Genomic DNA, 19,214 nt, shown 5'->3' on the forward strand with positions numbered 1-19,214 from the left:
TCTTGGCTACTACGCTGCGTTTGCACCACGTAACGATTGTGTGCACCACACCCTCGGTGTTGCCAGGCGCTGGGAGCACCCCGCAACGCGGTGGCGATTCGATCTCGACTGCTCGTGACTCACGGACTCCGACGATGTCCGGAAGGTCCAATTCTGCGGAACCCATGCGCCTTCCGGTGCCGACGCTTGCGTTCGGTCGGCGTCATACCACCCCAGATGCCATACGGCTCAGGCCCGGTCGCAGCGTAGTCGGCACAGTGACGCGTGACCGGGCAGTCTCCGCAGATCTGCTTTGCGGCCCGCTCATGACGGGCCCTATCCGCGGCGCTGAGTTCGCCCGACGGAAAGAACACAGCGGTATCCGCACCGCGGCAACGCGCTTCCTCGCGCCATTGCGCTTGTTGCGGAACATATACAGGATCGCCCGAACCGAGCACGTTGTGGGTTCGGGCGATTCTGTCGGAGGTGTCGGTCACTGCTGTCACGCGCTCTCGACAACGGCAGCGAGCCCCTGCCCACCACCGATGCACATCGTGACGAGTCCCTTGCCGCCGCCACGTCGACGGAGTTCGTGCATCAAGGTCGTGGTCATGCGCAGACCGGTGGCACCGATGGGGTGGCCGAGTGAGATGCCGGACCCGTTGACGTTGAGGCGGTCGTGGTCATGCCACTTCCAGCCCTCCAGAACCGCGAGAACCTGAACAGCGAAGGCCTCGTTGAGCTCCACCAGATCCAGGGTGTCCAGCAGTGCGGCAGGGGAGTCCACTCCGGCTCGGACGGCGAGCTTCTCGACGGCCGCTACCGGGCCGATGCCCATGCGTGCCGGTTCGCAGCCCGTGGCCGCCCAGTCGGTCAGGTATCCGATCGGTTCCAGACCGAGGTCGTCGAGGGCGTCCTCGGCGACGACGAGGCAACCTGCGGCGGCGTCGTTCTGCTGGCTGGCGTTGCCGGCGGTCACGGTGCCGTTGGGCATCAGGGTGCGTAGTCGGGCCAACGATTCGGCGCTCGAGTCGGGCCGGACACCTTCGTCGCGGGACACCACGACCGGATCGCCTTTGCGTTGCGGCACCGATACGTCAACGACCTCGTCGGCGAAGTGTCCGGCCTCCCAGGCGGCGGCTGCGCGCTGATGGCTGCGGGCCGCATAGGCGTCGGCGGCCTCGCGGGTGATGCCGTAGTCGGTGGCGAGGTTCTCGGCGGTCTCGATCATCCCGGAGATCTCACCGAAGCGCCAGACCGGTTGAGAGCGTTCGCGTCCGCGGTCGAGTCGGTCGTACAGTGAGACGTTGCCGGCACGGGCGCCCCACCGGTTGGTGGTCGAGTAGTACTCGATCCGACTCATCGACTCCACGCCGCCGGCGAACACCGCGTCGGCCGCGCCGGATTGCACCATCATCGCGGCGGTCGCCAACGACTGGAGTCCGCCGCCGCAACGACGGTCGAGCTGCATGCCGGGGACGCTGATGGGAAGGCCCGAATGCAGCGCGACCCAGCGTCCGACACAGGGGGTTTCGGAGTTCGCATACGACTGGGCGAAGACCACGTCGTCGATGCGTTCGGGATCCACGCCGGAACGTTCGACGACCGCCTTGACCACGGTGGCACCGAGATCCTCTACGGCGACATCGCGCAGTGCGCCGCCGAATGTGCCCACGGGCGTGCGGGCGGGTGCGACGATGGCCGCGCGGCGAATGGGCTTACGGGTACTTGTCATGACTGTCCTCTGGTTCTCGGGTCTCACATGAACCGTCCGCCGGTGACCTCGAGCACGGTCCCGGTCATGTACGACGACAAATCGGACGCCAGGAAGAGTGCGACAGAGGCGATCTCGGCGACCTCGCCCGCCCGGTGCATCGGGATCTCGGACATCTTCTGATCCCACGCCTTCTGCGGCATGGCCTCGGTCATCGCGGTGCGGATGAGTCCCGGTTGAATGGCATTCACGCGGACGCCATGGTGGGCAACCTCTTTGGCGGCGGCTTTGGTGAGGCCGACGATCCCGGCCTTGGCGGCCGAATAGTTGGTCTGGCCCACCATGCCGACCTTGCCGGACAGCGACGACAGGTTGACGATGGCGCCTTGCTTGCGGTCGCGCATGATGGCCGCAGCCTTGCGGGTGCCGTTCCAGGTGCCCTTCAGATGCACGTTGATGACCTGGTCGAACTGTTCCTCGGTCATGGTGCGCATCGTCGCATCGCGGGTGATGCCTGCGTTGTTGACCATGACGTCGACGGGTCCGAATGATTCGGCCGCCGCACCCAGGACGGCGTCGACGTCGTCGCCATTGGTGACGTCACAGCGGACGCCGCGGGCGATGGCGGAGCCGCCGAGTTTGTCTGCGGCCGACCCGGCTGCGGTGGCATCGATGTCGGCGACGACCACGCGTGCCCCTTCGTCGATGAAGAGTTGCGCGATGGCAAAGCCGATGCCCTGCGCGGCGCCGGTGATGACGGCAGTCTTGTCCTTGAGAAGCGGTTCTGTCATGAGGAATCCTTATCCCTGGTTCTTCTTCGCGGCGCGGACGAGGCCGCCGCCGACGATGAGGCGTTGGATCTCGCTGGTGCCCTCGTAGAGTCGCAACAGGCGAACGTCGCGATAGATGCGTTCGACAGCGACCTCGCGCATATAGCCGCTGCCGCCGTGGACCTGGACGGCGAGGTCGGCGACCCTGCCGGCCATCTCGGTGCAGTAGAGCTTGGCCGCCGACGGGGCGATCCGGCGATCCTCGCCGGTTACGTACTTGCGAGCCGTCTCGCGCACCAGGGCTCGGCCCGCCAGGACGCCCGTTTGCTGATCGGCGATCATCGCCTGCACCAGCTGGAAATCGCCGATGGGTGTGCCGCCTTGGGTGGCTGTGGCCGCGTACTCGACGGATTCGTCCAGCGCGCGCTGTGCGGTACCGACGGCGAGTGCGGCGATGTGCACGCGGCCGCGGGCCAGCGACGTCAAGGCCGCGCGGTAGCCGGCATCCTCGTCACCGCCGACCAACGCCGACGACGGGACGCAGACGTCGGTGAAGTTGACGTCCGCCGTCCAGGCGCCTTCTTGTCCCATCTTCTTGTCTTTGATTCCGACCTCGAGGCCGGGGGTATCGGCGGGGACCAGGAACACGGCTATGCCAGTGCCGGATTCGTCGGCGGGGCGGGTGCGGGCGAAGACCACGAACAGGTCGGCGATCGGTGCGTTGGTGATGAATCGCTTCTGTCCGTTGATGACCCAGTCGTCGCCGTCTCGTACGGCCATCGTGCGCAATCCGGCCGGATTGGAGCCGGCGCCCGGCTCGGTGAGGGCGAAGGACGCCACGACATCACCGGAGGCGATCCGCTCGAGCCACTCCTTCTTCTGCACGTCGGTGCCGAAGTTGACCAGCACCTGACCGGCGATGCCGTTGTTCGTGCCGAACATCGAGCGCAGGGACAACGAGGTGTAGCCGAACTCCATGGCTAACTCCACGTCCTGGGTGAGGTCGAGGCCAAGGCCGCCCCACTCCTGCGGGATGGCGTAGCCGAAGAGGCCGATCTCGGCCGCCTGTGCTCGTAGGTCGTCGGGGATGGCGTTGGTCTCGGAGATCTCTTGCTCGCGCGGGACGACCTTGGTCCGGACGAAGTCCGCGACGAGGCCATGGATCTGGGTGAAGTCCTCGTCGGAGACGACGGGCTGCTGTGGCTGTGTCATGCTCGCGAGAGTATCAAAAATATAATCCACTGCCCAGTGTGAACCGTGATGAACTGCTAATTATGCAGGTGACGGCGAGGACGTTCCCGGCAAAATTATCAAATCTTGGTGTTCTGGATGCGCCTTGCCGCGATAGGGTTGAGTGGTGGCAGAGACAGCAGGTGCGCCCGGTGTCACGAGTGAACCGTCCTCGGTGCTCAAGCAGATCGCGGCGCAGGAGATCCGTCGACTGGTGTTCAGCGGGGGATTGCGACCCGGGGCGAAGGTTGATCAGGACGCGATTGCCAAGCGGTTGGGCTTCAGCAAACTCCCGGTTCGTGAAGCGTTGATCGCGCTAGAGGGGGAGGGCATCATCCAGGTGATCCCCAGACGCGGCGCCTTTGTCGCGCAGTTGTCGCGCGAGGATGTCCGTGACCATTACTGGATGCTCGGCACGATCTCCGGACTCGCGGCCGAACGGGCGGCGATCAATCTGACCGACGATGAACTCATCGAACTCGACCGAGTTGCGACGGCGATGGAGGCGGACGCTACGTCGGACTCCAACGAACGACTCAATTTCGAATTCCATCGGGTGATCAACCGCGCTTCGCGCTCGCGCCGCCTGGTATCGGAGGTGAAGATGCTGAGCAGCGCGATACCCACCGGGTTCTACGACGCGCATCCCGACTGGGTCGCCTCGGGGCTGCGCGATCATCGCGAGATCCTTGACGCACTGTGCGCCCGCTCCGGCGGGATGGCCAAGGTGCTCACCGAGGGGCATTTCCTGCGCGGCGGCAATCAGGCGGTCGCGCTCCTGGAAGGACGGGGATTCTGGGAGGAGTAGCGGCTTGACACCGTCGGTCCACGGGGATCGGTCCGCCGGTCGTCACGGTCGTCGAGAGGCGACAATCGAGGGACCGCGAGTTTAGTCGACAGCCCTAGTGGATAGGGCAAGCGAGTGTGTCAAATGTCTCAATAGTCCGCTTGCGGGGTGGCGCGGACGGCGGGAGCGACGTCTTCGCAGATAAGCCTACGAAACCCGCCGATTCGGGCCATTGCCGGTGGTCGTCGCCATTTTAGGTCTGCCTTGCACCGGCCGGACACGTCTGCGAACCTCGGTGTGGCGCGCGGTGTGAAACCTTGCGCACAAGCGCGCGTAATAACAGCGAACATGACAACAGAACACGGCGAAGATGCCGATTGAGGGAAAGGATCAGCGACGATCGTGATAACTCAAACAGCAACGAAACCAGTTGACGTTTACCGAACTCGGTTGGCCGAGCGTGGCCAGATCGAGCCGCGGCCGCATCCGACCGTCTGGGGGGACACGTCGGGACGCGGACCGCTCTCAGCCGACCAGTTGGCCGGGTACGACGCACGTGGCTTCCACACCGCGACAAATGTGTTGAGCGACGCCGACATCCGCACCTGCATGAACGAGGTCGACGTGATCACCGACCGGCTCGGCAACGACGAGCGGGTGGTGCGCGAATCGTCGTCGGGCGACGTACGTTCGCTCTTCGCGGTGCATCAGCTCAGCGATGTGATCGCCGAGATCTGTTCGCGCCGAGACATCGTCGGCGTTGCCGAGCAGATCCTCGACGACGAGGTCTATGTCCACCAGAGCCGGATGAACCTGAAGCCCGGATTCGCGGGCGGCCCGTTCTACTGGCACTCGGACTTCGAGACCTGGCATGCCGAGGACGGGATGCCCAAGCCGCGGGCGCTCAGTGTGTCGCTCGCGCTGACACCGAACTACGAGTACAACGGCGCGCTGATGATCATCCCGGGCTCGCACAAGAAGTTCCTGACCTGCGTCGGGGAGACCCCGGGTGACTATCACCGCGAGTCATTGACCTCCTACCGGCCGCCGTTCGGCACGCCGGAAGAGGGCGACGTGACCGCGCTCGCCGAGGAGCACGGCATCGACATGGTCACCGGCCCTGCGGGTTCCGCGCTCTACTTCGACTCGAACTGCATGCACGCGTCGTCGGGCAATATCACGCCGTTCCCGCGCAGCAACCTGTTCGTGGTGTTCAACGCGAAGTCGAATGCCATCGGTGAACCGTTCGCGGCGGACAATCCGCGTCCGGACTACCTGGCACACAGGTGAGCTCGAGAGAGTATCAGTGAGTTGACATGAGAGGGGCGGCCATGCGGCCGCCCCTCTCATGTGTCGGGCCCTGGGGTTGACCTCAAGTCCGGTTGAGGTCGTAGATTCCTGACATGCCCGACTCTCTCTGGTCCACCCCGATCTGGTCCGACATCGACCCGCCCCGGCAGGGGCTCGGTCTCATGCGCCTCGCCGACGATCCGGGCGATCCCGATCACGACCCGACGACCGTCGTGCACACCGCGATCGACAACGGAATCACGTTGCTCGACACCGCCGAGATGTATGGCAACGAGGAACTGGTGGGACGGGCAATCGCCGGCAGGCGCGACGAGATCATCCTGTGCACCAAGTTCGGTATCCGCTGGGACGTCCCGGGGCGAACCGAGCGCTGGAGCGTGCACGCCGACGCCGCCACCGTGGTCGCGTCGTGCGACCGAAGTCTGCGGCGGCTGGCAGTCGACACCATCGACCTCTACTACCTGCATCATCGGAGCGACGAGACCCCGATCGAAGAGACGGTCTCGGCCATGGCCGGTCTCATCGCGGCGGGCAAAATCCGGGCGATCGGCCTGTCCAACGTCACGGCCGACGACGTCGTGCGCGCTCACGAGGTCCATCCGGTGACCGCTGTTCAGGAGGAATGGTCGCTGGTGTCGCGCGGTGTGGAGACGATGCTGGAGACGTTGGCGCACAGGGGGATCACACTGATTGCGCACTCGCCGACCGGGCATGGTCTGCTCAGGCGCTCCCCGGGCGGCTCGCTGGGGTCGGCGCTGGCCGAGGTCGCAACGCGACACTCGGTGACGCCAGGCCAGGCCGCGTTGGCCTGGGTGCACGAACAAGGGCGTCGCCATGGTCAGCCGGTGGTACCGCTGCCGGGCACGACGAGCGTCACCCACCTGCTCGAGAACGTCGCGGCCATGGATCTGCGGTTGACCGTCGACGACCTCCGCATCCTGAACGAGACGAGCGGCTGATCTCCCCATGGAGACCAGCCGCTCGTGGTGAACCCAGTGTGCTCAGGACGCCGCGGTGACGGTCTCACTGTCGGCCGGCGCCGTCCCGCGTTCGGCTTTCCTCTTGCGCGCCACCGGGATCGCCATCGTGATGGCCACCCCGACGAAAGCGGCGATCGCGCCGATCAGGAAGCACCACTTGAATGCCGACTCGCCGGGCACCTCGACGGAACCATAAGTGACGGTCGAACTGGTCAGGACCAGGGCCATCACCGCCGACGCGGTGGTGGTACCGATCGAGCGCATCAGACCGTTGAGTCCGACGGCGGCACCGGCCTCGTGCATCGGTACGGCGTTCATGATCAAAGTGGGCATGGCGGCGTATCCGATTCCCACACCGGCCGAACAGATCACGGAGGCGACCGCCAACTGCCACGGCGCATTCATCAACAGGAACGCCCCGAGGTAGCCCAGGCCGAGCACGCTCGCACCGATCGCCATGGTGAACTTCGCGCCGATCTTGTTGATCAGGGTGCCCGACACCGGGGCGAACAGCATCATCATCAGACCACCGGGCGCCATCCACAGGCCGGCGGCCAGCAGGGTCTGGCCCATGCCGCCCATCGCTTCCGGGATCTCCAGGAGCTGGGGCACCACGATCGCCTGCGCCATCATGCCGAAGCCGATCGCGATCGCGGCGATGTTGGTCAGCAGCACCGCGGGGCGCGCGGTGGTACGCAGGTCGACCAGCGGATCGGCGTGGCGCAGTTCGTACACGCCCCACAGGAGCAGCACGACGAGTCCGCCGAACAGCAGGCCCAGCGTGGTGGCGGTGCCCCACCCCCAATCGTTGCCCTTCGAGACGGCGATCAGAACGCCGGACAGGCCCAGGGCCAGGCCGATCGCGCCGACGACGTCGAAGTGTCCGCCGTGGCTGTCATCGACGTGCGGCACCAGCAGTGCCACCAGCACAGTGACGATCACGGCGAGGCCGGCGGACAACCAGAACAGCGCGCGCCAGTCGAACTCCTGGGCAACCCAAGCTGAGAGGGGCAGCCCGATCGCGCCGCCGACACCGAGGGTCGCGCTCATCGCGGCGACGGCCATCGACGTCAAGCGCGGCGGGGTCACCTCGCGCATGAGGCTGATGCCGACCGGGATGAAACCCATCGCCAGTCCCTGCACGGCGCGACCGATGATCATCGGGATCAGCGAGCCGCCGAGCGCGCAGATCAGCGAACCGACCACGAGCAGGGCAGCGCTGACGAGCATGATCCGCTGCTTGCCGAACATGTCTCCGAGCCGTCCGGCAATCGGCATGGCGACGGCCGCTGCGAGCAAGGTCGCGGTGACGATCCACGATGCGTTGGAGATCGAGGTGTTCAGCAGATGCGGGAGTTCGGGCTGGATCGGGATGACCAGGGTCTGCATCAGAGATGCGACCAGGCCGCCGAAACACAACACGGCCACCACAGCGACGGCGGCGCCGGTGTGATCGTCGTCGGTCAACTCGGCATCCACCGCATCGGTGTGTCGGTCGCCGGACTGCGACGTGCTCATAGAACTCCCTCCAAAGATGTGTGTAGCGTACATATGTATGGTGCACACGCCAACTCGTGGGTAGATTGCGTGTATCGAACAGGGAGGATGTGGGGATGCCGCCTGCCGGTGACGACTCGGTCTGGACTTCGCCGCTGTATCGGGAGCTGGTCGACGAACTGCTCCGGATGAGCCGACGCAAGACGCACCTCTATCCCGGCGCGACGCTCGAGGCGTCGGCGTTCGCGATCCTGTGGACGCTCGCCGACGGCCGCCCGCGCACGTTGCGTGACCTCGGTGAGGAACTCGATCTGGAGCAGTCGACCGTCAACCGGCAGGTGAACGCGGCGATCAAACACGGGTATCTCGAGCGGTTCGAGGTCGAAGGTCAGGCCAGCAGGCTCATCCGGCGCACCGTCGCGGGTGTCGAGGCCTTCGAACACGATTCGCGCCTGCGCGCCGAGCGACTCGAGCGGGTGTTCGCCGATCTCAGCCCGGGCACGCCGGAGGCGTTGCTGCACGAGCTACGGGCGTTCAACGACGCCTACGAACGGACGTACACGCGCCAACACGAATCCGCTCAGCGGTGACTGTCGCGGCGCCGGGCGACATCGTCGCGGGCACATATGTGGTCACTGGGGCCGCGTCGGGAATCGGTCATGCGGTCGCCGACCGGCTGCGAACCGACGGTCACACCGTCATCGGCGTGGATCTGCGCGACGCCGAGATCATCGCGGACCTGTCGTCGGCGTCCGGCCGGCGTGACGCGGTCGCGGCCGTGCTCGAGCGATCCGGCGGTCGGCTCGACGGCGCGGTGCTCGCGGCCGGGCTCGGGCCCGCCAAAGGCCGGGAACGTCTGATCGCCGAGGTCAACGTCCTGGGGGTCACCGACCTCCTCGAAGGTCTGCGGTCTGCGTTGGCTGCGGCCGGCAACGCCAAGGTGGTGGTGATCGGCTCCAACTCGACCACGACGACCCCGCTCGTGCCGCGCCGCGCGGTACGACGACTGCACGACGGCGACCTCGATCGCGCGGTCCGCCAGATCCGTCGGCGCATCGGTCTGTCGGCGCCCGTCGCCTACGCCGCGTCGAAGCTGGCGGTCAGCATGTGGTGCCGGGAGCGGGCGGTCGCCGACGAGTGGGCGGGCGCGGGCATCCGATTGAATGTGATCGCGCCCGGACCGGTGCTGACGCCGCTACTACGTGCCCAACTCGACAGCAGCACGGGCAAGCAGGTGCGATCGTTCCCGGTCCCGATCCGGCAGTACGGCACTCCGGGTCAGTTCGCCGACTGGATCGCCCTGATGCTGTCGCCGAGTGCGGATTTCCTGGTAGGTGGTGTCATCACGATCGACGGCGGGACCGACGCGCTGCTCAGACCGGATGCGTGGCCGCGGCGGATGCGGCTGCGGTCTGTTCCGCGCATGTTGTGGACGATGTACCGTGCACCCCGGGATGGTCGCGTCGCCCAGTATTGATCCCGGCTCGACCGCACAGGAGACGACGAGAGGATCGGGTATGTCTACCTTCCGGCAGGCCATCGAGGCGCGAGACATGGATGCGGTGGAGGAGATGCTCGCCGACGATGTGGTCTTCCGGAGCCCGGTCGCGTTCAAACCGTATGAGGGCAAGGCGATTACGGCCGCGATTCTGCGAACAGTGGTCGAGGTTTTCGAGGGCTTTCATTATGTCCGTGAGATCGGCGCCCAGGGTGCGGCCGACCACGCGCTGGTGTTCGAGGCGACCGTCGACGGTCTGGCCATCACCGGCTGCGACTTCCTCCGGTTCGACGACGACGGCAAGATCGTCGACTTCATGGTGATGGTGCGCCCGTTGCGTGCCGCCGAGGCGTTGGCCCGCGAAATGGGTGCGCGGTTCGACTCGATCGTCGACATGGCCTCGCGCAACGCGTGATCGATGTCGGTCACACCCGGCAGGACAGCTCCATGGTGTCTGCTTCCTTGCCGGGGAAGTTGACGCTGGTGTAGCCGTTGGCCGGATGCCGGACCCGCTCGAGATACGGTGCCGCACCAGGGCTTTCGGTGTTATCGGCGATCAGCAGGCAACCGGTCGACAGGCGGGGCTCGAGCAGTTCCAGCACCGGCAGGTACAGATCCTTCCAGCCGTCGAACAGCACGAAACCGATCTCGCCGTCGACGGTTCGGAGGGTTTCGAGTGCGTCGCCGTCGAGGATGGTCACGACATCGGCCAGACCGGCCTCGGCGAACGTGTGCTGTGCGGCTGCGATCTTCTTCTCGCTGAGTTCGGTCGTGTAGAGGTGACCGACCCCGTTGTCGCGCACCGCCGCTGCCAGGTGCAGCGTCGAAATACCGTAGGACATACCGAATTCGACCAGTGTGTGCGGGCGTGCGGCCCGAATCAGTGAGTACATCAGCCGGCCGGAGTCCGGGCTGATCGGCATGTAGCGGTCCTCGGCGGCCTTCGCCTGCTCGGCTGCGGTGAGTGGCGGGTTCGACGGACCGGATGCGGCCGTCGGACCCGGGCGGGGTACCGCCGCCGCGCGCTCGTAGAGTTCAGCGATCAAGCTGGCGACGGGTTCGGTGTCCAGGGTGGAGGTCATCTACTCACGCTACTGGCGATTGCTGTGCACTCACTGTGGTTCAGGGTGACGCGCGACAGGAACCTCGTCGGCACGAAGATCACGCCAGCCGGCCAACACCCGGTGGACCGCTTCGGCGCCGAACAGCGGCTGCGGAGGGTGCGGCAGCGCTACCGGGAACAGCAGGAACGGGGTGCTCTGCGGTCCGCCCATCCCGCCATGCGACCCGACCTGCTCCTCGAAGGCGGCCACCTCGTCGGTCTCCGGCCAGTACGCACCGCCGACCATGATGTCGGCGACGTTGTCGAAGGTGTCGGTCCGCCGGATCTTCTCGAGCGCATCGTCGCCGAAGTGCGCCAACGGGTCGATGCCGGTCACCGAACCGGTCGCCACGTCGACGGTACCGTCCGCGCCGAGAACCACCGAACCGCCGTCTGGCTGCGACACCAGCAGAAATCCGATGCCGGGGTGGCTGCGGAGACCGTCGAGCAAGCCCGGATAGGCCTCGTCCATGGCGGTGGTGTCGGCGCGGCCGGCGATGTGCGGAAAGCTGATCAGGCCGAGGTTGCCCGACCCCAGCACCACCGGGCGGTCCGACGCCGGGACCATCTCGTCGGTGTCCGCGGCCGACCCGATGCTGGCCGAGGCGTACAACCGGCCTTCGGTGTCGCTCTGCGCGGAGAGATCCTCGGCGGGCGGTCGATCGGTGTCACCGCAGAGCCGATCCACCACCTGGCCGAGGGTCTCCCCATACCGTCGGCTGAACGTGGCGCCCTGGCTCTGTCCGTGATCGGAGAGCAGCACAACATGGTAGTCGCGGTCGGCCTGCTCCACGGTGGCCAGCAGAAGCCGGATCGTCTCGTCGATCTTCGTCAGCACCGCAAGGGTTTCCGGTCGCGAGATACCGGAATGATGTGACACCTCGTCATATCCGATCAGGTCGGCGTAGATGATGCTGCGGCCGTTGATCAGATCGCGGACCACCGCGGCGACCGTGATGTCAGTGGCGACCACCGTGGTGAACGCCCGTACGAAGGGGTAGACGCCGCCGCGTGAAACCCGGGGCCGGATGTCGCGACGTCGCTGATGAAGTGCCTGGCGCAGCTCACGCTGAATCTCGGCGATCATCCGTGCGACGGTGCGCAGCGCGCTGGACAAGTCGAAGAAATACGACGCGTAGCCCGCACCACCGCCGAGACGCGCACCCCGCATCCGGGACACCACGAGGACGTTGTCGTCGGCACCTCCGGTGAACAGATTGCCGCGGCTCGCGCCGTCGAACGCGAGCAGTCCCGGTCGGTCGGCACGTTCGGCCTCGCGTTGCTCGTTGTCGCGGGGATTGCTGAACACCGCTATGGTTCCGGTCGTCTTGTCGTACCAGCGAAACGCCGGGACGTTGTGATTGTTGCCGTGCAGAATACCGAGCTGCGACGCGCCGGTCTGGCTGCTCCAGTCGGTGTGCCAGGGGGTGAGTCGATGCGTTTCACGGACGAGCTTCGCGATGGTCGGGGTGACACCGTCGGCGATGGCGCGTCGCAACACGCCGTGGCCGAGTCCGTCGATCTGCAGACACAGCAGGCCGGGGCCGGCATCCGCCGACGGCGTCCGGCGCCGCCGAAACCGCTGCCGGCGCACCTGCATCAGCCGGTAGGAGGTATCCGACCGGGATGCGATCACACCGCCGACCGCCGAGGTGAACAGCGACAACAGCGCGGCCATCACGAACAAGTCGAAGGTGCGGTCGACGGTGGCAACCGGCACCAGCAGCAGCGACAGCATCAACAGCAGGCCGCCTGCGACGAAGACCGACAGAAACAGCACGATCGGACCGATCCACGACATCGCCCGCACCACCAGCGGCCACAGGATCGCATTGAGCAGGCCGAAGACCAGCGCCAGCGCGAGTGCGGCCGGCAAATTGGTGGCCCGCCCGGACACCGTGACCGTGTCGAGGGTGACCCCGCCGAAGACGGCGTCGAGAATCAGCAGGGCGAGTGCGGTGGTCAGCCACAAGACGAGGAGTTCGACGGCGATGCCGACGACTCGGGTGGTGCTGCGCATGGCGTCCTTTCGGTTGCTTTGCGATCGTAGTGGCATGACGGGTCGAGGGGATGATGACGCGGGCGATGGCGATGCGCGGGGCGACTCCCTGGCCGGGCGTTCGCGAGTGCGGTGGCTCGGCCATGCGAGCACACTGATCACCGACGGTGCGACGACGGTCCTGACCGACCCGATCCTCACCGCGCGAGTCGCCCATCTGCGTCGTCGCCGCGGCCCGACGCCCACCGACCCCGCGATCCGTGACCCCGACGTCGTGCTGCTGTCCCACCTGCACGCCGACCACACGCACCTTCCGTCGCTGCGGATGATCTCCGACGACGTCCCGATCGTCGTGCCCCGGCGGGCACCCGACGTGTTCCCCGCGTTGAAGGCGGTGGGCGGACGGCTCATCGAGGTGACCGCAGGCGACGAGGTGGAGATCGGCGATCTCGTGATCCGCGCCGTGCCCGCCGATCACGACGGAAGACGTTGGCGCCGTGGATCGTTCGACACGTCGGCGCTCGGCTATGTGATCACAGGCGAGCTGACGACGTACTTCGCCGGGGACACCGATCTCTATCCCGATCTCGGGACCTGGGTGTCCGAGTGTGATCTCGCGTTGCTACCGGTCGGTGGTTGGGGGCCCAACCTCGGTCCCGGGCACATGACTCCCGACCGCGCCGCCGAGGCCGCCGGGATCGTCGGGGCCACGCTCGCCGTACCCATCCATTTCGGCACGCTGTGGCCGATCGGGTTCGACCGGATCCGGCCCGATCGGTTCTACCGGCCGGGTGCCGAGTTCGTGTCTCTGCTGGACCGGCGCGGCGTGACGGCCACCGAACTCCATCCGGGAGAGACGATCGGTCTGGATGCGGTCTGAATCGCCTGCGGTTTCACCCGAGGTGGATGGGCACGCCACCGACCACGGTCGCGACGACCTCGACGGAGTCGGGGTCGGTTCGGACACTGTCGATCTCACCGCGCACCGCGATGAGGTCGGCGACCGCGCCGGGTTCGATGCGGCGAGCGGTGAGGGGGTCGTCGCCAGACCCCGCGAACATGCCGAGAGCCACGTCGACGCCGACTTTCTCGCGTGGGTCGCGGCCCGAATGGTCGACGACGGCCGCGTGAATCGCCCTCCACGGGTCGGGATCCCCGAAGGGTGCATCGGTACCCGCCGCCACGGCGACACCGGCGTCGCGCAGACTGCCCAGCCGCCACAGGTCGGGCGTCTCGCTGGGCGGCACCTCGGCCGCGTACTGGTCGGCGCGCTCGAGTGGGAAGTTGGGTTGGGTGACAACCGTGATCCGGCGCTCTCGAAGCCAGTCGAAGCACTCGGGCGGGATGATCGCGCCGTGCTCGATCCGGTCGCCGCCGATCACGCCGGCGGTGTCGAGGGCCGCCATCGTCAAGATGAGCTGCACACGGGTCACGCAATGCACGGCAACAGTTCTGCCGACGCGGTGCGCTTCGCGGACGATGTCGACGAAGTCGTCGAGGTCGGGCAGCCGGTCGTCGTCGAGCAGGATCTTGGTGGGGCCGAGGGTGAATCGGCCGGTCGCAGCGGGCGGCGTGGGTTCGGTGATCGTCGGGCGCGCCATGCAGTGCACGCGTTGGCGGATCTGGCCGGATTCGATGGCTCCGGCCAGATCCTCGATCGCGGACTGCGTGAGATCCGGTGTGGCGTCGGTGAATCCCGTGACCCCGCGGCTGGCAGCGCGACGACTGACCTCACCCAGATCGGGAGGGGTGGAGGGAAGGGCGTCCCCGAGCCAGGAGTCCATCCGCCACAGCCGGCCGACGGCGCGGCCCGTGGGGTCACGCTCGACTCCCGTCAATGTGCACTCGTCGACGCCGGTCGCGCGGCAGGCCGGCGAGTTCAGCATCCACAGCGCGCCGGAGCGGTGCTGGACCCGGATCGGGTGGTCTGGCACCAGGACGTCGAGCTCGTCGCGCGTCAGCGGTCCGGCCACGGACTCGTGATAGCCGAACGCGCGCAGCCACGTTCCTGAAGGCGCCGCCTGCGCCGCACGGGCCAGGACCCGGCGGAGCGCGGCGGCGTCGGGCACGGTGGGCGGTCCGAGCCGGATCGAGTGCGCGGTCGCCGCGAGGGACCACAGATGGATGTGGTGGTCGTGGAGTCCCGGCAGCACGTGGCCGCCGACGTCGACGTCGTCCTCGTCGAGGCGACGCCGGAGCGATGCGCCGATCTCTTCGATCCGCCCTGCACTGCACCGGATGTCGACGATCCCACCGTCGGCGAGTGTGGCGTTGCGGATCAGTAGGGACTTGTCCATCAGTCGACGCCCATCAGTGCGGGGGCGTGGGTGGTCGGGGAGCGAGCACCGGCTGGGTGTTGTCCTCGAAGGAGCACGACACGGACCAGTCCGGTCCGTCGGTGATGACGTGATGTTCTCCGGGGCAGTCATTCTCGGCCGCGGCGAACGCGGCTGCGGTGTTCGTCATGGAGACGTCGATCAGGTGGCCGCCCCCGGATCGGGCCGATGCGGCGACCGCCAGTGCCGCGGACACCCCGGACAGCGGATCAGCGATGGCGTCGGCGCAGAACACCGGTCCCCGGTCGGTCCACCCCACCAGGCCGCCGCCGGCCGCGGCGTCGTCACCGAAATCGACCTGCATGGGGCGCGATCGGCCACCGCCGGTGATGGACACCCAGATACGGCCGGGTCGGTGGGTCACCTGATGCGGTGCGACCCCGAGGTTCTCGAGCGCGCGTGGGCGGGATGCCTCGATGACGATGTCGGCAGCGGCGACGTGGTCCGCCAGCTCCGCGCGACCCGACGTCGACGCGAAGTCGATGCGGAGGAACTGCTGATCGCGGTGGAGCCACGCGAAGAAGTCGGGATCACCGACCCGTGCGCCGTCGGGGCGCGACGTGCTCTCGACCTTGATCACCTGCGCCCCGGCGCGGGTCAGGATGTGCCCGCACAGCGGACCCGCCCACAGCGAGGAGAAGTCCACCACCGTGGCTCCGGTCAGGCTGAGATCGGTGGCAGGTTCGGCGATGCGGGACACCTCGAACGGGGCCGCATCCGTCATCATGCCCGGTGGCGGGACGACCGCGGACGCGACGCCCAGCAGCTGGGCCCGGTCGACGACGTCCCGCGCCGCTGTCCGTGTGGCGAACTCCGTGACGTCGTGCCAGGGGTCGCCGGTTCCGGTGTCGCCGATGATGGCCGGCACCGAGGCGACGTCGTCGTCGCGGGGCAGGGCCAGGGCGATCCAGCCGTCGCCGGCCCGCAGTAGGCGGGTCAGCCCGCCCGCGGAAACGTCGCCTTGCCGGTGGAATCCGCGCAATGCGGCCCGGGCGCCGATCACCGTTCCGACATCGAGATCAACAGGGGTGCCGCATGATCCGGTGAGATCACGTAGTCGGTGGAGCGACTGCGCGAGCACCCCGATCGCCGCACTCGGTGACAGTACCGGCGCCTCGTCGGTGAAACCGGTCAGCGCCATCCCGCCGCACGCTGCCCAGGCGAGCATCGGGCAGGAGGGCTCCCGGCCTGTCGCGTGGGGCAGGGTCGGCCACGGCGCCAGCCATCGGTCGACGATGGCGGCCGCGTCATTTCGGTTGCGGCGCACCGATCAGACCCGCGACTGCGTAGCGTTCCACCAGCGAGCTCAGGCTCCGGGCATCCCCGCCGGGGGTGGACAGTGCCGCAAACGTGGTGAAGGAGGTCAGGATTCGGGCCAGCCACGAACTCGCGTCGTCGACGTCCGTGGTGGCCGAGATCTCGCCGCGGTCGCGCGCGGACGCCACGTATGGCCGGAGGAATCCGGCGGTGGCACAGACGGCCTCGGCGCCATGGGCACCGAGGATGTGGATCATCGCGGCGGAGTTGGTCTCCGCGCCGTGCCGGTCGGCGCAGCGATCGCCGGTCTGGTTGATCGTGGCGACGATGATGTCGCTGAAGGCACCTATCTGGGCCGACAACGTCGGCAGTGGGGCGATGGCCGTCGCGACGCCGTCGAAGAATCGTACGGTGGTACGCAGGCGCAGCGCCTCCAGCAGGATCTCGCGGGATTCGAAGTAGCGGTACAGCGTGCCCCGGGACACCCCTGCGGCCCGTGCCACGTCGGACATGCTGAGTCTGCGGACGCCGACCTGGCCGACCAGCCGGTCGGTGGCCTCGAGGAGGCGTTCCTCGGTGGCGGTGTCCGACGCGCCGGCGATCTGGGTGCGTGCGTCGTCCGCCGGCCAGAGATCCCCGAAGTCGGTGGTCACTCAGTCGTCCTCCTCGTCAGCTCTCGGCGAGAGCATCGCGGTCGCCAGGACAGTCTATGGCCGCGACCGTGATGCGGGAACGGCCGCGACACGCCGCGTCGGCGCCCAGTCGACGGGAGGCGGCACCCAGTCGACGGGAAGTGGCGCCCAGTCGACGGGAGGCGGCACCCAGTCGACGGGAAGTGGCGCCCAGTCGACGAGATGTGGCACCCAGTCGACGGAAAGTGGCACCCACTCGACGGGAAAGGGCGCCCAGTCGACGGGAGGATTCCGTCAGCCGAAGATGGGGGGCAGGCAGAACAGGACGATCGCACCCCAGACCACGTGCGTGCAGATCGGGGCGAGCACCCCGTCCGTGGATCGGCGCAGCACGGCACACACCGAGCCGAGGATCACCGCGGCAAAGCCGAGCATCACGTTGCCGCTGGCCAAGGTGACCAGCGCGTACAGCACCGTCGACCAGATCATCGGGCGATGCTTCTGGACCGCCGAATAGACCGCGCCGCGGAAGAAGATCTCTTCGGCCAGGCCGTTGCCGAGGGTGATGGCGGTGATCAGGATCAGGCTGCCCTCGTCGCGGAACGCCAGGACTTCAGTGACCAGGGAGGCGAGCGCGGGGATCTCGCGGGTGATCAGGGCCCCGACGACGAACGCCGCACCGACCGCAAGGCCAACCACCAGGCCGAGGACCGTCGCGCCACCGACCGAGGCCGAACCGCCGTTGCGCCACCCGAAACCGCCGAGGTGGATCGGTCCGGACAGGAACCCGCCGATCAGCCAGGTGGCAGCCAGCCCGACCGTCATCGGCACGAATGACGCCGCTCCGGGTTCCGCGGACAGCGAGAAGCCCAGGATGATCGCCCCGATCACCAGGAACACGCCGACGACGACCCGCCGGCGCCGCACCCTGTCCGGTGTGTCGAGCCGGGTGGCGGGGGCAGGTGCCGTGAGTCGTTGCGCGATGGTGGCGAGGTCCGAGGTCATCCTGTCAGCAGGGATACCATGCTTCGGGCCAACTGGCCTGTCGACGACAGCGTCGAACCGACGATCCGCCGCACCCGCATCAGGTCACCGCCGGCCCACGCCGGGTCGGAGTCGGCGAGATGGTGCAGGTTGGCAAGGTCGCACACCGGGCGTGGCGCGGGTGTCGAGACGGATGCCGCGATCGCCTTGTCCATCGGCGTGAGCCCACCGGGCAGCGCGGGAACGAGTTCTCTGATCGAGTGTTCCGAGGCGGCCATGGGCTGATTGAGCGAGGTCACCAGGTCTTCGGTGAGCGACGTAGGAACCGGGACGATCCGGCCCGCGACCTTTCCGACCAGACGGGTGCTCACATACGGCATGGGCAGGCGAAGCCGCGGTTGCCCGATGGCCCGCAGATATTCCGCCAGGACCTCCCCGTAGCGCACCCCGACGTCGGGTCCGGCGATGTCGTAGGCGCCGGCGGGAAAGCCCGGGTCCGCCACCGCGGACAGATAGTGGATCACGTCGCGGATGGAGATCGGGTCCATCGGGTTGCGCGTCCAGCTGGGTTCGGGGATCACTGCGAGGCGGTCGGCGACGTAGCGGATGATCTCGAAGGATGTCGACCCGGCACCCAGGATCACCGCCGCGCGCAGCCACACCAGCTCCGGGCCGCCGGGGATGTTCAGGGCGTCGGCGGCATCGGCCCGGCTTCGCAGATGCGCCGACAGTCGGCTCCGATCGACGTCGGGGACGAAGCCGCCGAGATACACGATCCGGCCCACCGAGGCGTCGCGTGCGGCGAGCGCGACGTTGTTCGCGGCCCTCACGTCGGCGTCGTCGAAGTCGTCCTGCCCGATGCCGTGGACCAGGTAGTACAAGACGTCGACCGGTCCGGCCGACTGCACGGCGTCGTGCGCAGATTCTGGATCGTCGGCGTCCATTTGGACGGCGGTCACGGCGTCGTACCAGCTGAAACGTCGCAGCGTCTCCGGCTGTCGGCTGGTGACGACAACGTCGTGGCCGGCCGCCAGCAGTGCGCACACCAGCCGTGATCCGACGTATCCGGTCGCGCCGGTCACGAACAATCTCATCGGGTTCCCCTCGAGCACAGATGTGGCGTGGGCATGGCCTCGAC

20 protein-coding genes are annotated in these 19,214 nt (G+C 67.5%); 7 read left to right on the forward strand and 13 right to left on the reverse strand.

The annotated features are described in order from the left end of the window. Positions 1-119: 119 nt before the first annotated feature. From V1Y59_RS11400 to V1Y59_RS11415, 4 genes are read right to left on the reverse strand one after another with little or no spacing between them, the layout of a single operon-like run. Positions 120-530 (reverse strand): WhiB family transcriptional regulator, encoded by a 411-nt coding sequence (locus V1Y59_RS11400; RefSeq protein ID WP_330505079.1) that lies wholly within the window; start codon positions 528-530, stop codon positions 120-122. Further along, entirely contained in the window at positions 482-1,714 is a 1,233-nt protein-coding gene (locus V1Y59_RS11405) for an acetyl-CoA C-acetyltransferase (RefSeq protein WP_330505080.1), read from the reverse strand. Before V1Y59_RS11405 ends, V1Y59_RS11400 begins: the two co-directional genes overlap by 49 nt. Positions 1,715-1,737: 23 nt before the next feature. Continuing rightward, positions 1,738-2,484 (reverse strand): 3-oxoacyl-ACP reductase FabG, encoded by a 747-nt coding sequence (gene fabG, locus V1Y59_RS11410; RefSeq protein ID WP_330505081.1) that lies wholly within the window; start codon positions 2,482-2,484, stop codon positions 1,738-1,740. 9 nt (positions 2,485-2,493) lie between these two features. Then, complete coding sequence (locus V1Y59_RS11415) at positions 2,494-3,675, reverse strand: acyl-CoA dehydrogenase family protein (RefSeq protein ID WP_330505082.1); 1,182 nt, start codon at positions 3,673-3,675, stop codon at positions 2,494-2,496. Positions 3,676-3,820: 145 nt separating this feature from the next. Between V1Y59_RS11415 and V1Y59_RS11420 the strand changes: the two genes are divergently transcribed. From V1Y59_RS11420 to V1Y59_RS11430, 3 genes are all read left to right on the forward strand, one after another. Then, on the forward strand, positions 3,821-4,501 hold the full coding sequence (locus tag V1Y59_RS11420) for a GntR family transcriptional regulator (protein WP_330505083.1): 681 nt from the start codon (positions 3,821-3,823) through the stop codon (positions 4,499-4,501). Between the two features lie 381 nt (positions 4,502-4,882). Beyond that, positions 4,883-5,770, forward strand: a complete 888-nt coding sequence (gene thpD / locus V1Y59_RS11425; protein ID WP_330435878.1) for an ectoine hydroxylase — start codon at positions 4,883-4,885, stop codon at positions 5,768-5,770. A gap of 113 nt (positions 5,771-5,883) precedes the next feature. Beyond that, positions 5,884-6,750, forward strand: coding sequence for an aldo/keto reductase (locus V1Y59_RS11430; RefSeq protein ID WP_330505084.1), 867 nt, complete (start codon positions 5,884-5,886; stop codon positions 6,748-6,750). Between the two features lie 42 nt (positions 6,751-6,792). Here the strand turns inward: V1Y59_RS11430 and V1Y59_RS11435 are convergent, their stop codons facing one another. After that, the gene (locus V1Y59_RS11435) at positions 6,793-8,289 is read right to left on the reverse strand and encodes an MFS transporter (protein WP_330505085.1); all 1,497 of its coding nucleotides are present in this window, start codon (positions 8,287-8,289) and stop codon (positions 6,793-6,795) included. A 95-nt stretch (positions 8,290-8,384) separates the two neighbouring features. On the opposite strand from V1Y59_RS11435, the gene V1Y59_RS11440 reads away from it, so the two are divergent. The 3 genes from V1Y59_RS11440 to V1Y59_RS11450 are packed head-to-tail and all read left to right on the forward strand — an operon-like array spanning position 8,385 to position 10,181. Next, entirely contained in the window at positions 8,385-8,858 is a 474-nt protein-coding gene (locus tag V1Y59_RS11440; RefSeq protein WP_330505086.1) for a MarR family winged helix-turn-helix transcriptional regulator, read from the forward strand. Continuing rightward, on the forward strand, positions 8,855-9,745 hold the full coding sequence (locus tag V1Y59_RS11445) for an SDR family oxidoreductase (protein ID WP_330505087.1): 891 nt from the start codon (positions 8,855-8,857) through the stop codon (positions 9,743-9,745). Before V1Y59_RS11440 ends, V1Y59_RS11445 begins: the two co-directional genes overlap by 4 nt. A gap of 40 nt (positions 9,746-9,785) precedes the next feature. Next, complete coding sequence (locus V1Y59_RS11450; RefSeq protein WP_330435888.1) at positions 9,786-10,181, forward strand: nuclear transport factor 2 family protein; 396 nt, start codon at positions 9,786-9,788, stop codon at positions 10,179-10,181. A 10-nt stretch (positions 10,182-10,191) separates the two neighbouring features. On the opposite strand, the gene V1Y59_RS11455 is transcribed toward V1Y59_RS11450, so the two are convergent. Together V1Y59_RS11455 and V1Y59_RS11460 are read right to left on the reverse strand one after the other, a co-directional pair. Then, complete coding sequence (locus V1Y59_RS11455; protein ID WP_330505088.1) at positions 10,192-10,848, reverse strand: O-methyltransferase; 657 nt, start codon at positions 10,846-10,848, stop codon at positions 10,192-10,194. Between the two features lie 30 nt (positions 10,849-10,878). Beyond that, entirely contained in the window at positions 10,879-12,888 is a 2,010-nt protein-coding gene (locus tag V1Y59_RS11460) for an alkaline phosphatase family protein (protein ID WP_330505089.1), read from the reverse strand. 34 nt (positions 12,889-12,922) lie between these two features. Here V1Y59_RS11460 and V1Y59_RS11465 point away from each other — a divergent pair, with 34 nt between their 5' ends. After that, a complete protein-coding gene (locus tag V1Y59_RS11465; RefSeq protein WP_330505090.1) occupies positions 12,923-13,747 on the forward strand; it encodes an MBL fold metallo-hydrolase in 825 nt (274 codons plus the stop codon). 13 nt (positions 13,748-13,760) lie between these two features. Here the strand turns inward: V1Y59_RS11465 and V1Y59_RS11470 are convergent, their stop codons facing one another. Genes V1Y59_RS11470 through V1Y59_RS11495 form a run of 6 tightly spaced genes read right to left on the reverse strand, consistent with a single transcriptional unit; the run spans position 13,761 to position 19,170 of the window. Next, positions 13,761-15,164, reverse strand: a complete 1,404-nt coding sequence (locus V1Y59_RS11470) for an amidohydrolase family protein (RefSeq protein ID WP_330505091.1) — start codon at positions 15,162-15,164, stop codon at positions 13,761-13,763. Between the two features lie 13 nt (positions 15,165-15,177). Continuing rightward, positions 15,178-16,470: a CoA transferase gene (locus tag V1Y59_RS11475; RefSeq protein ID WP_330505092.1), complete on the reverse strand. Its 1,293-nt coding sequence runs from the start codon at positions 16,468-16,470 to the stop codon at positions 15,178-15,180. After that, entirely contained in the window at positions 16,451-17,113 is a 663-nt protein-coding gene (locus V1Y59_RS11480) for a TetR/AcrR family transcriptional regulator (RefSeq protein WP_330505093.1), read from the reverse strand. Before V1Y59_RS11480 ends, V1Y59_RS11475 begins: the two co-directional genes overlap by 20 nt. Before the next feature lie 54 nt (positions 17,114-17,167). Then, positions 17,168-17,344, reverse strand: a complete 177-nt coding sequence (locus V1Y59_RS11485; protein ID WP_330505094.1) for a hypothetical protein — start codon at positions 17,342-17,344, stop codon at positions 17,168-17,170. Between the two features lie 42 nt (positions 17,345-17,386). After that, positions 17,387-18,097 carry a type II CAAX endopeptidase family protein gene (locus tag V1Y59_RS11490; RefSeq protein WP_330505095.1) on the reverse strand — a complete coding sequence of 237 codons (711 nt, stop codon included), beginning with the start codon at positions 18,095-18,097 and terminating at the stop codon, positions 17,387-17,389. Continuing rightward, positions 18,094-19,170: an NAD(P)H-binding protein gene (locus tag V1Y59_RS11495; RefSeq protein WP_330505096.1), complete on the reverse strand. Its 1,077-nt coding sequence runs from the start codon at positions 19,168-19,170 to the stop codon at positions 18,094-18,096. Before V1Y59_RS11495 ends, V1Y59_RS11490 begins: the two co-directional genes overlap by 4 nt. Positions 19,171-19,214 lie beyond the last annotated feature (44 nt).

This window comes from Gordonia prachuapensis, from assembly GCF_036350515.1.
In the GTDB taxonomy this organism is placed as follows: domain Bacteria; phylum Actinomycetota; class Actinomycetes; order Mycobacteriales; family Mycobacteriaceae; genus Gordonia; species Gordonia prachuapensis.

Excerpts from the sequence above, each read along its gene's own strand:
- V1Y59_RS11405 (WP_330505080.1), bottom strand. The coding sequence starts at position 1,714 with ATGACAAGTACCCGTAAGCCCATTCGCCGCGCGGCCATCGTCGCACCC.
- fabG (WP_330505081.1), bottom strand. The coding sequence starts at position 2,484 with ATGACAGAACCGCTTCTCAAGGACAAGACTGCCGTCATCACCGGCGCC.
- V1Y59_RS11415 (WP_330505082.1), bottom strand. The coding sequence starts at position 3,675 with ATGACACAGCCACAGCAGCCCGTCGTCTCCGACGAGGACTTCACCCAG.
- V1Y59_RS11430 (WP_330505084.1), top strand. The coding sequence starts at position 5,884 with ATGCCCGACTCTCTCTGGTCCACCCCGATCTGGTCCGACATCGACCCG.
- V1Y59_RS11435 (WP_330505085.1), bottom strand. The coding sequence starts at position 8,289 with ATGAGCACGTCGCAGTCCGGCGACCGACACACCGATGCGGTGGATGCC.
- V1Y59_RS11440 (WP_330505086.1), top strand. The coding sequence starts at position 8,385 with ATGCCGCCTGCCGGTGACGACTCGGTCTGGACTTCGCCGCTGTATCGG.
- V1Y59_RS11450 (WP_330435888.1), top strand. The coding sequence starts at position 9,786 with ATGTCTACCTTCCGGCAGGCCATCGAGGCGCGAGACATGGATGCGGTG.
- V1Y59_RS11455 (WP_330505088.1), bottom strand. The coding sequence starts at position 10,848 with ATGACCTCCACCCTGGACACCGAACCCGTCGCCAGCTTGATCGCTGAA.
- V1Y59_RS11460 (WP_330505089.1), bottom strand. The coding sequence starts at position 12,888 with ATGCGCAGCACCACCCGAGTCGTCGGCATCGCCGTCGAACTCCTCGTC.
- V1Y59_RS11465 (WP_330505090.1), top strand. The coding sequence starts at position 12,923 with ATGACGGGTCGAGGGGATGATGACGCGGGCGATGGCGATGCGCGGGGC.
- V1Y59_RS11470 (WP_330505091.1), bottom strand. The coding sequence starts at position 15,164 with ATGGACAAGTCCCTACTGATCCGCAACGCCACACTCGCCGACGGTGGG.
- V1Y59_RS11490 (WP_330505095.1), bottom strand. The coding sequence starts at position 18,097 with ATGACCTCGGACCTCGCCACCATCGCGCAACGACTCACGGCACCTGCC.
- V1Y59_RS11495 (WP_330505096.1), bottom strand. The coding sequence starts at position 19,170 with ATGAGATTGTTCGTGACCGGCGCGACCGGATACGTCGGATCACGGCTG.